This window comes from Pantoea sp. DY-15, assembly GCF_019795935.1.
GTDB classification, from domain to species: Bacteria; Pseudomonadota; Gammaproteobacteria; order Enterobacterales; family Enterobacteriaceae; genus Pantoea; species Pantoea leporis.
On record NZ_JAIMIF010000005.1, the window covers coordinates 550,765 to 565,517 of the forward strand.

Annotated in this window: 15 protein-coding genes and 1 other annotated feature; of the genes, 10 read left to right on the forward strand and 5 right to left on the reverse strand. The window is 51.6% G+C overall.

Annotation, left to right across the window (positions count from 1 at the left end):
• Nucleotides 1-9: 9 nt before the first annotated feature.
• Entirely contained in the window at nucleotides 10-804 is a 795-nt protein-coding gene (locus K5Y32_RS20245; protein ID WP_008108993.1) for an inner membrane protein YpjD, read from the reverse strand.
• 167 nt (nucleotides 805-971) lie between these two features.
• On the opposite strand from K5Y32_RS20245, the gene ffh reads away from it, so the two are divergent.
• From ffh to tyrA, 7 genes are all read left to right on the forward strand, one after another.
• Nucleotides 972-2,333: a signal recognition particle protein gene (ffh, locus tag K5Y32_RS20250; RefSeq protein WP_008108995.1), complete on the forward strand. Its 1,362-nt coding sequence runs from the start codon at nucleotides 972-974 to the stop codon at nucleotides 2,331-2,333.
• 142 nt (nucleotides 2,334-2,475) lie between these two features.
• Nucleotides 2,476-2,724 carry a 30S ribosomal protein S16 gene (gene rpsP / locus K5Y32_RS20255; RefSeq protein ID WP_007893313.1) on the forward strand — a complete coding sequence of 83 codons (249 nt, stop codon included), beginning with the start codon at nucleotides 2,476-2,478 and terminating at the stop codon, nucleotides 2,722-2,724.
• Between the two features lie 18 nt (nucleotides 2,725-2,742).
• Complete coding sequence (gene rimM, locus K5Y32_RS20260) at nucleotides 2,743-3,291, forward strand: ribosome maturation factor RimM (RefSeq protein WP_222185593.1); 549 nt, start codon at nucleotides 2,743-2,745, stop codon at nucleotides 3,289-3,291.
• A 35-nt stretch (nucleotides 3,292-3,326) separates the two neighbouring features.
• Nucleotides 3,327-4,091, forward strand: a complete 765-nt coding sequence (gene trmD / locus K5Y32_RS20265) for a tRNA (guanosine(37)-N1)-methyltransferase TrmD (RefSeq protein WP_192236546.1) — start codon at nucleotides 3,327-3,329, stop codon at nucleotides 4,089-4,091.
• A 42-nt stretch (nucleotides 4,092-4,133) separates the two neighbouring features.
• Nucleotides 4,134-4,484 carry a 50S ribosomal protein L19 gene (rplS, locus tag K5Y32_RS20270; RefSeq protein ID WP_007893316.1) on the forward strand — a complete coding sequence of 117 codons (351 nt, stop codon included), beginning with the start codon at nucleotides 4,134-4,136 and terminating at the stop codon, nucleotides 4,482-4,484.
• Between the two features lie 387 nt (nucleotides 4,485-4,871).
• Nucleotides 4,872-5,951, forward strand: a complete 1,080-nt coding sequence (locus K5Y32_RS20275; RefSeq protein WP_222185594.1) for a 3-deoxy-7-phosphoheptulonate synthase — start codon at nucleotides 4,872-4,874, stop codon at nucleotides 5,949-5,951.
• A 6-nt stretch (nucleotides 5,952-5,957) separates the two neighbouring features.
• Complete coding sequence (gene tyrA, locus K5Y32_RS20280; RefSeq protein ID WP_061719956.1) at nucleotides 5,958-7,079, forward strand: bifunctional chorismate mutase/prephenate dehydrogenase; 1,122 nt, start codon at nucleotides 5,958-5,960, stop codon at nucleotides 7,077-7,079.
• Between the two features lie 33 nt (nucleotides 7,080-7,112).
• On the opposite strand, the gene pheA is transcribed toward tyrA, so the two are convergent.
• From pheA to bamD, 4 genes are all read right to left on the reverse strand, one after another.
• Entirely contained in the window at nucleotides 7,113-8,276 is a 1,164-nt protein-coding gene (gene pheA, locus K5Y32_RS20285) for a bifunctional chorismate mutase/prephenate dehydratase (RefSeq protein WP_222185595.1), read from the reverse strand.
• A 22-nt stretch (nucleotides 8,277-8,298) separates the two neighbouring features.
• Nucleotides 8,299-8,423 (reverse strand) — a sequence feature (Phe leader region).
• Complete coding sequence (gene pheL, locus K5Y32_RS20290) at nucleotides 8,375-8,422, reverse strand: pheA operon leader peptide PheL (protein ID WP_100703679.1); 48 nt, start codon at nucleotides 8,420-8,422, stop codon at nucleotides 8,375-8,377. (Overlaps the previous feature by 48 nt.)
• Before the next feature lie 96 nt (nucleotides 8,424-8,519).
• Nucleotides 8,520-8,846 (reverse strand): ribosome-associated translation inhibitor RaiA, encoded by a 327-nt coding sequence (gene raiA, locus K5Y32_RS20295; protein ID WP_008109009.1) that lies wholly within the window; start codon nucleotides 8,844-8,846, stop codon nucleotides 8,520-8,522.
• Between the two features lie 276 nt (nucleotides 8,847-9,122).
• Entirely contained in the window at nucleotides 9,123-9,863 is a 741-nt protein-coding gene (gene bamD / locus K5Y32_RS20300) for an outer membrane protein assembly factor BamD (RefSeq protein WP_008109011.1), read from the reverse strand.
• A gap of 130 nt (nucleotides 9,864-9,993) precedes the next feature.
• On the opposite strand from bamD, the gene rluD reads away from it, so the two are divergent.
• The 3 genes from rluD to clpB all read left to right on the forward strand — a co-directional run bounded on the left by rluD (nucleotide 9,994) and on the right by clpB (nucleotide 14,399).
• A complete protein-coding gene (rluD, locus tag K5Y32_RS20305) occupies nucleotides 9,994-10,974 on the forward strand; it encodes a 23S rRNA pseudouridine(1911/1915/1917) synthase RluD (RefSeq protein WP_110868333.1) in 981 nt (326 codons plus the stop codon).
• On the forward strand, nucleotides 10,971-11,699 hold the full coding sequence (gene yfiH / locus K5Y32_RS20310; protein WP_222185596.1) for a purine nucleoside phosphorylase YfiH: 729 nt from the start codon (nucleotides 10,971-10,973) through the stop codon (nucleotides 11,697-11,699). The genes rluD and yfiH overlap by 4 nt, the downstream gene beginning before the upstream one ends.
• A gap of 126 nt (nucleotides 11,700-11,825) precedes the next feature.
• The gene (gene clpB / locus K5Y32_RS20315; protein ID WP_222185597.1) at nucleotides 11,826-14,399 is read left to right on the forward strand and encodes an ATP-dependent chaperone ClpB; all 2,574 of its coding nucleotides are present in this window, start codon (nucleotides 11,826-11,828) and stop codon (nucleotides 14,397-14,399) included.
• Nucleotides 14,400-14,753: the final 354 nt, after the last annotated feature.

Sequence of the window (14,753 nt, forward strand, 5' to 3'; positions counted from 1 at the left end):
ACAAAATCCTTAGTGAGAGGTGAGCAGGTGCTGAAGCACGCGACTGCCGAAGTAGGCCATGGTTAGCAGCAATGCGCCGCCACAGTTAAACCACACGACGCGGCGTCCGCGCCAGCCTTCACGATAGTGTCCCCAAAGCAGAACGATGTAGACAAACCAGGCAATGATGGAGAGAACCGCTTTATCCACATTCTCAGCGCTAAACAGGTTATGCATGAAGAGCAAACCGGTGCACAGCACCAGCGTCAACAGCACAACGCCAATCTGCGTGATGTGGAACATTTTGCGCTCAATGCTGAGCAGCGGCGGCATATCCTGAGTGAAAGCCAGTTTCTTATTTTTCAACTGGTAATCGATCCACGCCAGCTGCAGCGCATACAGTGCCGCGATGATCAGCGTGGCATAGGCAAACAGCGACAGACCGATGTGAACCATCATGCCCGGCGTGGTTTCCAGATGCGTAATAAAGGCATTGGGCACAAAGGTGGCAAAGGCCAGATTAATCAATGCAAAGCTGTAAACAATCGGCAGCAGCAGCCAGCCACGATTGCGCGAGGCGACAATCGTCATGATGGCGCAGATCAGCAGGCTAACCAGCGAGCCGATATTAAGCAGGCTGAGATTTTGCCCGTTATCAACAGCAAAAATGCGCTGCTGCAGAGCAACGGCGTGCGCAATCAGCGCCACGCAGGCAGAAAGCACAGCAAAACGACGCCAGCCACCGTTGCGTTTAAGCAGGCTGGGAATGATCAATGCAAGGCTGAGGGAGTAGGCGAACAGCGCCACGATCGCGAAAACGAACATAGATCCTTTCAGGTATCGGTCAGATAAGGAAAAAAGCAGTATAGCGCCAGCAGCAGCAGGCTCCAAACGATCTGACGGTCAATTGCAGAGATCGCTTCTTCTTCGTGTTATAATCCGCCGCATTGTGTCGCCTATGGCGGCCTCGCTACGGTTCTAAGTGAGAGAGCATGTTTGATAATTTAACCGATCGTTTGTCGCAAACCCTGCGCAATATCAGCGGCCGCGGAAGGCTGACCGAAGACAACATCAAAGACACGCTGCGTGAAGTACGCATGGCGCTGCTGGAAGCCGACGTTGCGCTGCCGGTCGTGCGTGAATTTATTAATCGCGTGAAAGAGGCCGCCGTTGGCCACGATGTGAACAAAAGCCTGACGCCAGGCCAGGAGTTCATCAAGATCGTGCGCAACGAACTGGTTGCGGCGATGGGCGCTGAAAATAATGCGCTCAATCTGAATGCTCAGCCGCCAGCCGTGGTGCTGATGGCCGGTTTGCAAGGTGCCGGTAAAACCACCAGCGTGGCGAAACTGGGTAAATTCTTGCGCGAGAAGCACAAGAAGAAAGTGCTGGTAGTTTCTGCTGACGTTTATCGCCCTGCGGCGATCAAACAGCTGGAAACTCTGGCTGAGCAGGTCGGCGTGGATTTCTGTCCGTCTGATCTGAGCCAAAAGCCGGTCGATATTGTTCAGAACGCGCTGAAACAAGCCAAAGTGCAATTCTACGATGTGCTGCTGGTGGATACCGCCGGTCGTTTGCACGTCGATGAAGCAATGATGGACGAAATCAAACAGGTACACGCCGCGATCAATCCGGTGGAAACCCTGTTTGTGGTCGATGCTATGACCGGTCAGGATGCCGCGAACACTGCGAAGGCCTTCAACGAAGCGCTGCCGCTGACCGGTGTGATCCTGACTAAAGTCGATGGTGATGCGCGCGGTGGTGCGGCGCTGTCGATTCGTCACATTACCGGCAAGCCAATCAAATTTATGGGGATGGGCGAGAAGACCGAAGCGCTGGAAGCTTTCTATCCAGAGCGTATCGCGTCGCGCATTCTCGGCATGGGCGATGTTCTGTCGCTGATCGAAGATATTGAGAGCAAAGTTGACCGCGATCAGGCGGAGAAACTGGCGAAGAAACTGAAAACCGGCGACGGTTTTGATCTCAACGACTTCCTTGAGCAGTTGAAGCAGATGCGCAACATGGGCGGCATGGCGAGCCTGATGGGCAAACTGCCGGGCATGGGGCAACTGCCTGACAACGTGAAATCGCAGATGGATGATAAAGTGCTGGTTCGCATGGAAGCCATCATCAACTCGATGACGCGTAAAGAGCGTGAGAAGCCAGAAATTATCAAGGGTTCGCGCAAACGTCGTATTGCGCTGGGCTCAGGCATGCAGGTGCAAGACGTCAACCGACTGCTAAAACAGTTCGATGATATGCAGCGCATGATGAAGAAAATGAAGAAAGGCGGCATGGCCAAAATGATGCGTGGCATGAAAGGTATGATGCCGCCTGGATTCCCTGGTCGCTAAGGCGGCCGTCTAAAAGCCGGAAATTTGGCACGCTTAGGTTGCTTTTTGCGCCAAAATGAGTAAAATTTTCGGGCTTTTTATATCGCGCTCGGGCCCCGTTCCTCGATGGGGCCCGAGCGCTTTATTAACTAATGAGGATGTTATGGTAACAATTCGTTTGGCACGTCACGGCGCTAAAAAGCGTCCGTTCTATCAGGTCGTCGTCACTGACAGCCGCAATGCTCGTAACGGTCGTTTCATCGAGCGCGTAGGTTTCTTCAACCCGATCGCTTCTGGTCAGGCTGAAGGTCTGCGTCTGGATCTGGACCGTATTGAGCACTGGGTTGGCCAGGGCGCAACGCTTTCTGATCGCGTTAACGCGCTGATCAAAGAAGCAAAGAAAGCAGCTTAATCTGTCACGGTGGTGAGCATGAGCATTAAACCTGCCGGGCAGCCTCCCGTTAACCCGATTGTATTGGGAAAAATGGGCGCGGCTTACGGAATTCGGGGTTGGCTCAAAGTGTTTTCCTCCACTGAAGACGCTGAAAGCATCTTCGACTACCAACCTTGGTTCATCCAGCGCGCCGGTAAATGGCAGCAGGTCGAACTCGAGGGCTGGAAGCACCACAATCAGGACCTGATCATCAAAGTCAAAGGCATTGACGATCGGGATGCTGCGGCACAGTTGACCAATTGCGAAATTACGGTCGACTCCACGCGGCTGCCAGCGCTGGAAGCAGGCGATTACTACTGGAAAGACCTTATGGGTATGAAAGTAGTGAACCTCGAAGGCTACGAGATGGGCAAAGTCATTGATTTGATGGAAACCGGCTCGAACGACGTTCTCGTCGTTAAGGCAAACCTGAAGGATGCATTCGGTGCGCAAGAGCGGTTAATCCCGTTTCTTGATGAACAGGTTATCAAGAAAGTCGATCTCTCTACTGGCCTTATTGAAGTAGATTGGGATCCTGGTTTTTGAGCTCCGGACAATCCGGTAACGTAACGGCGAACGCGATGTGGATTGGTGTTATTAGCCTGTTTCCAGAGATGTTTCGCGCTATTACCGAGTACGGGGTAACTGGCCGGGCAGTAAAAAATGGCCTGCTCGACATTCAAAGCTGGAGTCCTCGTGACTTCACGCATGACCGGCACCGTACCGTGGACGACCGTCCTTACGGCGGCGGACCGGGAATGTTGATGATGGTGCAACCCTTACGGGACGCCATCTCCGCAGCGAAAGCAGCGGCGGGAGAAGGTGCTAAGGTGATTTATCTTTCACCTCAGGGACGCAAACTGGACCAACAGGGCGTTTGCGAACTGGCGACCCATCAGAAGTTGATTCTGGTGTGTGGTCGCTACGAAGGGATAGATGAGCGCGTGATTCACACTGAGATTGATGAAGAATGGTCAATCGGTGATTACGTTCTCAGTGGCGGTGAGCTGCCAGCCATGACGTTGATTGACTCGGTCGCCCGGTTTATACCCGGCGTACTGGGAAAACAGGCGTCAGCCGATGAGGATTCGTTCTCGGATGGTTTGCTGGATTGCCCGCACTACACCCGACCTGAAGTGTTAGAAGGGATGGAAGTTCCGCCAGTTTTACTGTCGGGCAACCATGCCGATATTCGCCGCTGGCGCCTGAAACAGTCGTTGGGCCGTACCTGGCTAAGAAGACCTGAACTTCTGGAAAACCTGGCTCTGACTGAAGAGCAAGCACGGTTGCTAAATGAGTTCCAGCGTGAACATCAGCAGCAACAAAACGATGAGGCGGGAGAGTAATCTTCCCTCACTATCAGTTTACCCAGGATAAGAGATTTAATTATGAGCAACATTATCAAGCAACTTGAACAAGAGCAGATGAAGCAGGACGTACCTTCATTCCGTCCGGGTGATTCCGTGGAAGTGAAAGTATGGGTCGTAGAAGGTTCTAAGAAGCGTCTGCAGGCATTCGAGGGCGTGGTTATCGCTATTCGTAACCGCGGTCTGCATTCTGCATTCACTGTTCGTAAGATTTCTAACGGCGAAGGTGTTGAGCGTGTCTTCCAGACTCACTCTCCAGTAATTGACAGCATTGCTGTTAAACGTCGTGGTGCTGTGCGTAAAGCCAAACTGTATTACCTGCGTGAGCGTACCGGTAAGTCAGCTCGTATCAAAGAGCGTCTTGGCGCGTAAGCGACTTCTCAAAGTTAATAGCAAACAAGGGGTTGGCCATTTGGCCAGCCCCTTTTTTTATGAGCGTAAAAGGGCGCAGGATAATATCCAGGGTGGGCAGTGTATGTTTCCTGAAAATAATGAAAATCAAAATGTTATACCAAAATTTTAGTTGAGAGCATCATCAGAACATAATTAGGTGTAACCTTTAGTTTACATTGCCATTTTGTCACCATTTCTGTTATTCGTATGATTTTAATGGATATTTTAATGTTTTCTGTGATTTTTATTTGATGTGGTAATAAATGTGTACATAGGTGGATTGCAACCTGTACAGGGTGTGATAAAGTAAGCGCCATCCTCAGTGAGGATCCCAAACCGCATAAACGAGTAAAAAGGATCGCAATCATGCAAAAAGACGCGCTGAACAATGTGCATATCGCCGACGAACAAATTTTGATTACCCCGCAAGAGCTGAAAGCCAAATTCCCGCTCACTGTGGCGCAGGAAGCGCAAATTGCGTCTTCTCGCCAAACCATTGCCGACATTATTGCGGGCCGCGATCCGCGTCTGTTGGTGGTTTGTGGTCCTTGTTCGATTCACGATACTGAAGCCGCACTTGCCTATGCCCGTCAGTTGCAATCTCTCTCTGCACAGTTGAAGGATCAGCTGTACATCGTTATGCGCGTTTATTTTGAAAAACCTCGAACCACCGTCGGCTGGAAGGGGTTAATCAACGATCCTTACATGAACAACTCGTTTGATATGGAAGCTGGCCTGCATATCGCGCGTCAGCTGCTGGTTAATCTCGTGGAGATGGGTTTACCGCTGGCGACCGAAGCGCTGGATCCGAATAGCCCACAATACCTTGGCGATCTGTTTAGCTGGTCAGCGATCGGTGCGCGTACCACCGAATCACAAACCCACCGTGAAATGGCTTCAGGCCTTTCCATGCCGGTTGGTTTTAAAAATGGCACGGATGGCAGCCTCGGCACCGCGATTAACGCCATGCGCGCCGCCGCAATGCCGCACCGTTTTGTCGGCATCAATCAGGCTGGCCAGGTTTGCTTGCTGCAAACGCAGGGCAACCCAGATGGACACGTGATTCTGCGCGGCGGTAAAGCACCAAACTACGGTCCAGAAGATGTCGCTCAGTGTGAAAAAGAGATGCTGAAAGCGGGACTGCGTCCGGCCTTAATGATAGATTGCAGCCATGGTAATTCTAACAAAGACTATCGTCGCCAGCCTGGCGTAGCCGAATCGGCTATCGCGCAGATTAAAGATGGAAACCGTTCCATCATTGGCCTGATGTTGGAAAGCAACATTCATGAAGGCAACCAGTCTTCTGAACAGCCACGTAGCGAAATGAAATACGGTGTGTCCGTCACTGATGCCTGCATCAACTGGGAAACCACTGAAACGCTGCTGCGTGAAATCCATCAGGATCTGCAGGGAGTGCTGTCGGCGCGTCTGTCACACGAGGTGTAATAAGTCATGGTGGCTGAACTGACCGCGCTACGCGATCAAATCGATGAAGTAGATAAAGCACTGCTTGGGTTACTGGCAAAACGACTGGAGCTGGTAGCCGAAGTAGGGGAAGTTAAAAGCCGCTACGGTTTGCCGATCTATGTTCCTGAGCGTGAGGCCAGCATGCTGGCTTCACGCCGCCAGGAAGCTGAAGCGCTCGGCGTGTCGCCGGACTTGATTGAAGATGTATTGCGTCGTTTGATGCGTGAATCCTATGCGCATGAAAATGACAAAGGCTTCAAAACGCTGTGTCCGACGCTGCGTCCGGTGGTGATTGTAGGTGGCCGCGGCCAGATGGGGCGTCTGTTTGAAAAGATGCTGACGCTTTCTGGCTATCAGGTCCGCATTCTGGATAAAGGCGATTGGGAACGCTCAGACGAGCTGCTGAAAGACGCGGGCATGGTGATCATCAGCGTGCCAATCCATCTGACCGAGCAAATCATCGGTGAGTTGCCGAAATTGCCAGAAGACTGCATTCTGGTCGATCTGGCCTCGGTGAAGAATCGCCCGCTGCAGGCGATGCTAGCCGCGCACACCGGACCGGTTCTGGGCTTGCATCCGATGTTTGGCCCGGACAGCGGCAGCCTGGCAAAGCAGGTTGTGGTTTGGTGTGATGGCCGTCAGCCGGAAGCTTATCAGTGGTTCCTCGAGCAGATTCAGGTTTGGGGCGCGCGGCTGCATCGTATCAGTGCCGTTGAGCACGACCAGAATATGGCGTTTATTCAGGCACTGCGTCATTTTGCAACTTTCGCTTACGGACTGCATCTGGCGGAAGAGAACGTTAATCTGGATCAGCTGCTGGCGCTATCTTCACCGATATACCGCCTTGAACTGGCAATGGTTGGACGTCTGTTTGCGCAGGATCCACAGCTTTACGCGGACATTATCATGTCCTCGGAGAGTAATCTGGCGCTGATTAAACGTTACTACCAACGATTTGGCGATGCGATCAAATTGCTCGAGCAGGGCGATAAGCAGGCCTTTATCGATAGCTTCGAGCGCGTCGAACACTGGTTTGGTGATTACGCGAAACGCTTCCTGGTAGAAAGCAGAAGTATGCTGCGATCGGCGAACGATAGCCGACAGTAAAAACAAAAGGCATCCGTAAGGATGCCTTTTTGCTTAGAGGCGCGGCTCAACCGGTACCACATTCTCGCCTGGATAACAGCCGAGAACCTTTAATGAACGGGTTAAGCCGCTCAACTCGGTTAACGCCAACTGCATACTCTCTGATTGCAGATTGCCCTGCACATCAATATAAAACATCTCTTCCCATGGATTGCCGTTGATTGGACGGTTTTCCAGTTTGCTCATGATGAGGCCGTGGTTACGTAATACCATCAGCGCTTCAACCAATGCGCCCGCTTGTTGACCCGTCGCCATGATCAGCGTTGTTTTCGCCGGAACCTGACCTGAAACCTCAATCGCTTTACGTGCCAGCACGATGAAGCGCGTATGGTTCTGCTGCTGATTGGCCAGATTGCGCTCCAGTACCTGCAATCCATACAGCTCACCGCCCGCTTCGCTACCTAATGCGGCAACCTTTGGTGAATTCATCGCTGCCACTTTCTCCATCGCTGCAGCGGTGCTTTCGGTGTATTCGATTTTCCACTGCGGGAAGCGATTAATGAACTGGCTGCACTGCTGGAATGGCTGAGGATGGCTGTATACCGTTTCGATCTGCTGCAAATTGGTGCTGCCGTTGACCAGCACACAGTGCTCAATTGGAATGGTCAGTTCACCCACAATCGATAGCGTGGTTTGCTGAAGCAGATCGTAAACGTCGTTGATCGAACCAGAGCTGGTATTTTCAATCGGCATCACCGCGTAGTCCGCTTGTCCACTTTCCACCTGATGAATGATGTCATGGAATTTCAGGCAGCCGATCTCAACCATTGAATCAAAATGCCGGGTAGCGTATTTGCGCGCCGCGAGATGTGAGTAAGAACCTTTCGGACCAAGGAATGCAATGCGCGGTGCGTGAGCATGTGGATGGTTGAGATTCTTTTGCAACAAGGCTTGCTGAGTTAGAACTGAATCTTCAATCACCAACTGAAACAGGCGAGTGATGTAATGCGCATCAAGCTGATGCTTTTTACCCAGTGAAATTAAGTTTTCAAGCAGAGCGCGCTCACGCTCAACATCGCGGATAGGGCGATGCGTTGCCAGTTTGGCCTGCGCAACTTCAACGGCCAGTGTTCGACGCTCCGACAAAAGCGCTAAGAGTTTTTCATCAACGGCGCTGATTTTATCGCGTAATGCCAGCAGCGGATTTTCGGGATTCATAGGGCTCACCTGTAAAATGTCCAATAAAAAAGCCTCCCATTTGGGAGGCTTTGTTGTTCGTCTTCGCATTCATTTTCACATGACGAATCGCCTCCCAATCAGGGGAAGGTAAAAAAGAATGCGAAGAAGAACGGCAGATGTTTCATGGCTGTTTCCATATATGAAGTGGCTTGAGAGTAACCGCAGTGATTTAAAGCTGTCAATAAAAAACGCGCCCGGAGGCGCGTTACTAAAGATGTTTGTTTATTCAGTAGGAAGAAAATCTTTCACACTGCTGTTGGCGCGACGGGCTTCGGGTTTATGTTGCGCTTTATTGAGTTGTCGCTCCAGCTTGGCAATCAAGTCATTGATGGCCGTATACATATCATCATGTTTCGCGCTGGCAACCAGCGTGCCGTTGGGCGTATTAATGGTGGCATCAGCCACAAACTCCTTCGGCTCTTTCGATAACACAATGTGAGGGTTTATCAGATGTGTTTGCCATTTTTCCAGCTTGGCGAGACGCTCTTCAACGTGGTTACGGATGGCCTCGGTGATTTCCATTTGTTTGCTGGTAATGTTCAGAATCATAGTTAAACCTCTCTGTCATTTCCGTGTGGGTAGGTCCAGCATACCGCGGATATTAAGAAAATGTGTGATCTAAATCACATTGAAATGTCACTTTTTGTCAATGCCGCTTAATTGTGAGAAAGGCCGGGAAAGTGGCGGGAAATGCTTGAAGACGGCTGGGGAAGGGCGCATGATTGACAGGATAACCGCAGCGATAAATCTCTAAAACTGCTGAGTTATCCACAAAGTGACATAAAAAAAGCAGCCTCGTGGGCTGCTTTTTTGTGGGTGTAATAATCAGGACTGATTATTCGCCGCAATGATTTTTGCCACTTTGTCGGCTTCAGCCGTCAATTGCAGCTGGCGGTATGCATTTTCCATCAACGGCAACGCTTCATGAGTCGCCTCAGTATCCGGATAATCCTTCATCATTGTTTCCACGCGGTTAACAACAGCGACATAGGCACCGCGCTTGGTATAGAATTGCGCCACCGAGAGTTCATACTTCGCCAGGCGCTCTTTCAGGAATGCCAAACGTTTCTGCGCATCCGCAGCATATTGGCTGTTTGGATAACCGCGCAGTAATTGCGAGAAGTCACGGAAAGCATCACGAGCGTGCGTCGGATCACGATCGGAACGATCGATACCGAAGAAGCCCTGCAGTGCAGAATCATCCAGCGCCATATCCGTCAGACCTTTCATATAGATGACATAGTCGATATTCGGATGGGTTGGATTCAGACGCATAAAGCGAGATATTGCGGCTTGCGCCAGTGGCAGATCGGCATTTTTGTAATACGCGTAGATCAAATCCAGCTGTACTTGCTGCGAGTAAGGACCAAACGGATAGCGGTTATCCAGTGCTTCCAGTTGCTTAATCGCCGCTTTAAAGTTACCGTCCTGCAGCTTTTGCTGGGCCGTGGCGTAAATTTCAGACGGCGGGCTGTCCGGGACTGGATCTGATGAGCCAGAACAACCCACAAGCGCCAGGCTCAGGCTCAGTGTGGCAGCAGCCACCAGATGTTTCATACGCGTCATGACGAAATGATTATCCTCAAAGTGTTGTAGCAGAAGCTGTCCGTATAGCTCCCAGTTATGACCAGGTACGATAGCACATTATATTAAACGGCATCGCCGTGAAAACCCAACGTTAACGAAGAAGCTGTATATGGCACAACAAGTTCAACTCACCGCAACGGTGTCCGAAGCACAGCTTGGACAACGCTTAGATCAGACTTTGGCAGAATTGTTCCCTGATTATTCACGTTCTCGCATAAAAGAATGGATTCTTGAGCGCCGAGTAAGCGTCAACGGCACTATCATCGATAAACCAAAAGAAAAAGTTTTTGGCGGTGAGCATGTCTCGATTGATGCTGAGATCGAAGAAGAGCAACGCTGGGAAGCGCAAAACATCCCACTGAATATCGTCTATGAAGATGATGACATTCTGGTCATTAACAAACCTCGCGGTTTGGTGGTCCATCCTGGCGCCGGTAATCCTGATGGCACGGTGCTTAACGCACTGCTTTATCACTATCCTCCAATCGTTGACGTACCTCGTGCGGGTATTGTTCATCGTCTGGATAAAGATACAACCGGTTTGATGGTGGTCGCGAAAACCGTTCCTGCGCAAACGCACCTGGTTGAAACGCTGCAGCTACGCGAAATCACGCGTGAATATGAAGCGGTGGCTATCGGCACCATGACTGCGGGCGGTACTGTGGATCAGCCCATGGCGCGCCACTCAACCAAACGCACGCATATGGCGGTGCACCCGATGGGCAAACCGGCAACCACGCACTATCGCATCATGGAGCACTTCCGTGCCCATACGCGTTTACGTTTGCGTCTCGAAACCGGTCGTACGCATCAGATTCGTGTGCATATGGCGCATATCAACCATCCGCTGGTGGGCGATCCTCTGTACGGCGGCCGTCCGCGTCCGCCAAAAGGTGCGTCAGAAGCGTTCATCACTACGCTACGAGGTTTTGATCGCCAGGCGCTGCATGCCACGATGTTACGTCTCTATCACCCAATCACCGGTATTGAGATGGAATGGCATGCGCCGTTGCCGCAGGATATGGTTGATTTAATTGATGCGCTGAAAGCCGATACCCTCGAATTCCGCGATCAGATGGATTGGCTATGAGTGAATGGATCATCCCGGATTGGCCTGCGCCGCAGCATGTTCGGGCATGTTCCACCACGCGTTACGGCGGCGTCAGCGCCGCCCCATGGGATTCGTTGAATCTTGGTGGGCATGTTGGCGACGCTGAGGCGCATGTTGCTCAGAATCGTCAGCGCTTAGTTGAACAACTGGCGCTACCTGCGATGCCACAATGGCTTGATCAGATCCATGGTCAAGTGATTGCACGTTTACCCGCCAACGATCCGCTACCACGCGCTGATGCCGCAATCACGCGTAAAAGCGGGGTTGTTTGCGCGGTGATGACGGCGGATTGTTTGCCGGTGCTGTTTTGTAGCAAGGATGGCAGTGAAGTCGCGGCAGCGCATGCAGGTTGGCGTGGACTCTGTAATGGCGTGCTGGAACAGACCTTGTCGCAGTTTCACTGCGCGCCAAATGACATTCATGCATGGCTTGGTCCGGCAATTGGGCCGCAGGCATTTGAAGTTGGGCCGGAAGTCAGAACGGCATTTATGGCGCATGATTTACAAGCGGAAGCGGCTTTCCGTCCGGCGGGTAACAAATACTTCGCCGATATTTGGCTGCTGGCTCGTCAGCGTCTGCAGGCCGCCGGCGTGCATTCCATCACTGGTTCAATGCGTTGTACCTTCCATGAGCGCGATGTTTTTTTCTCCTACCGACGCGACGGAATCACCGGGCGTATGGCAACTTTGATTTGGCTGAGATAACCTTACGCCACAAGACGGTCCAGTTAGCGTATTTTTTGCTCACAACTCAGGTCATTAACCTTGAAAAATTTGAGGGATGACCTCATTTAATCTCCAGTAGCATTTTGACCTGTAATGGGAGGAATTATGCGTCTGGATCGTCTTACTAATAAATTTCAACTGGCACTTGCCGATGCACAGTCCCTTGCTCTGGGACATGACAATCAATTCATTGAACCCCTTCATTTGATGAGCGCATTGCTCAATCAGGAAGGCGGATCGGTGCGTCCGTTGCTCAGCGCAGCGGGTGCCGACGTAGCTGGCCTGCGTACCAGCATTGAACAAGCGATTAATCGACTACCGCAGGTTGAAGGTACTGATGGTGATGTACAGCCATCCACCGATCTGATTCGGGTACTCAACCTGTGCGACAAGCTGGCGCAAAAGCGCGGCGATAACTTTATATCATCTGAATTATTTGTATTGGCGGCCCTCGATTCACGTGGCTCGCTGGCTGATCTTTTGAAATCAGCTGGCGCGACGTCGGAAAAACTCTCTAAGGCCATCGAGCAAATACGGGGAGGAGACAGCGTGAACGATCAAGGGGCTGAAGATCAGCGTCAGGCATTAAAAAAATACACCATCGACCTTACAGAGCGTGCCGAACTCGGCAAGCTGGATCCGGTTATTGGTCGTGATGAAGAAATCCGCCGCACCATTCAGGTGTTGCAGCGTCGTACCAAAAATAACCCGGTGCTGATTGGTGAACCCGGCGTCGGTAAAACGGCTATTGCCGAAGGTTTAGCACAGCGCATCATCAATGGCGAAGTGCCGGAAGGGCTGAAAGGCCGTCGCGTGCTGGCTCTTGATATGGGGTCGCTGGTAGCGGGCGCCAAATATCGCGGTGAATTTGAAGAGCGGCTTAAAGGCGTGCTTAGCGATCTGGCGAAGCAGGAAGGCAACGTCATTCTGTTTATCGACGAACTGCATACCATGGTGGGCGCCGGTAAAGCCGATGGTGCAATGGATGCGGGTAACATGCTGAAACCCGCATTGGCGCGCGGTGAGTTGCACTGTGTCGGCGCAACTACGCTGAATGAGTATCGTCAATTCATTGAGAAAGATGCGGCGCTGGAACGTCGTTTCCAGAAAGTCTTTGTTGCTGAGCCGAGTGTTGAAGATACCATTGCCATTCTGCGCGGACTGAAAGAACGCTATGAGCTGCACCACCATGTGCAGATCACCGATCCGGCAATTGTGGCTGCGGCGACGTTGTCGCATCGTTATATCTCCGATCGTCAGTTGCCGGATAAGGCCATCGATCTGATAGACGAAGCGGCTTCAAGTATTCGTCTGCAGATGGATTCGAAACCAGAATCACTCGATCGCCTTGAGCGTCGCATCATCCAGTTAAAACTGGAGCAGCAGGCGCTGAAGAAAGAGTCTGATGACGCCAGCCTGAAGCGGTTGGAAATGCTGGAAAGTGAACTTGACCAGAAAGAGCGTGAATACGCTGAGCTGGAAGAGGAGTGGAAAGCGGAAAAAGCCTCATTAACCGGCACACAGAACATCAAAGCAGAGCTGGAACAAGCGCGCCTGACGATGGAGCAAGCGCGTCGCGTTGGCGACCTGGGTCAGATGTCTGAATTACAGTACGGTAAAATTCCGGAGTTGGAGAAACAGTTAGCCATCGCTACGCAGTCTGAAGGTAAAACCATGAAGCTGTTACGTAATCGCGTAACGGATGTGGAGATTGCCGATGTACTGGCGCGTTGGACCGGAATCCCTGTCGCACGCATGATGGAAGGTGAGCGCGACAAGTTGCTGCGTATGGAGCAGGAACTGCACTCACGCGTTATCGGCCAGAACGAAGCGGTAGAAGCGGTTTCGAATGCGATTCGTCGTAGCCGTGCCGGCTTATCGGATCCTAATCGTCCAATTGGTTCCTTCCTGTTCCTCGGACCAACTGGCGTCGGTAAAACCGAATTGTGTAAAGCGCTGGCTAACTTCCTGTTCGATAGCGATGACGCGATGGTGCGTATTGATATGTCCGAGTTTATGGAAAAACACTCGGTATCGCGGCTGGTGGGTGCACCTCCGGGATATGTCGGCTATGAAGAGGGCGGTTATCTGACCGAAGCGGTACGTCGTCGGCCTTACTCAGTGATTTTGCTGGATGAAGTCGAGAAGGCGCATCCTGATGTGTTCAACATTCTGTTGCAGGTGCTGGATGATGGTCGCTTAACCGATGGACAGGGCCGTACGGTCGATTTCCGCAACACCGTGGTGATCATGACCTCGAACCTTGGCTCCGATCTTATTCAGGAACGTTTCGGTTCTCTGGATTATTCGGAGATGAAAGAGGTGGTGATGACGGTTGTTGGGCAGCATTTCCGCCCAGAATTTATCAACCGTATAGATGACATGGTGGTGTTCCACCCGCTGGGCGAAAAACACATTGCTTCAATTGCGCAGATTCAGCTGCAACGTTTGTATAAACGTCTTGAGGAGCGTGGCTATCAGCTGCATATCTCCGATGAGGCGCTCAAACTGCTCGGCGAGAATGGCTACGACCCGGTTTATGGTGCGCGTCCATTGAAACGTGCTATTCAGCAGCAGATTGAAAACCCGCTGGCGCAGCAGATTCTTTCTGGTGCTCTGGTTCCGGGAAAAACCATTGAAATGGATGTAAAAGACAATGTGATTGTTGCTCATCAGTAATCACTTCTGATTAAAACGGGCCTGCGGGCCCGTTTTTTTTGGCCTTATCGCAAGAATTAGCTGCTTTTTACAACGCATAGCCTGGAAAGTGAGCGGTCGCACGAAAACTTGAAATTTGCACTTGTCAGCTCCGAATAACTCCCTATAATGCGCCACCACTGAGACGGCAAAGCGGCAACGCAGACGGCTCAGCAGGGAGTGAAGAAATTCATCCCGCCGGATGAAAACGCTGAAAAAAGTGTTTGACTCCGAAGGAGAGTAGCGTAGTATACGCCACCTCGCGACAGACGGTTCAGCCGCTGTTCGCAACGCTCTTTAACAATTTATCAGACAATCTGTGTGGGCACTCGCAGG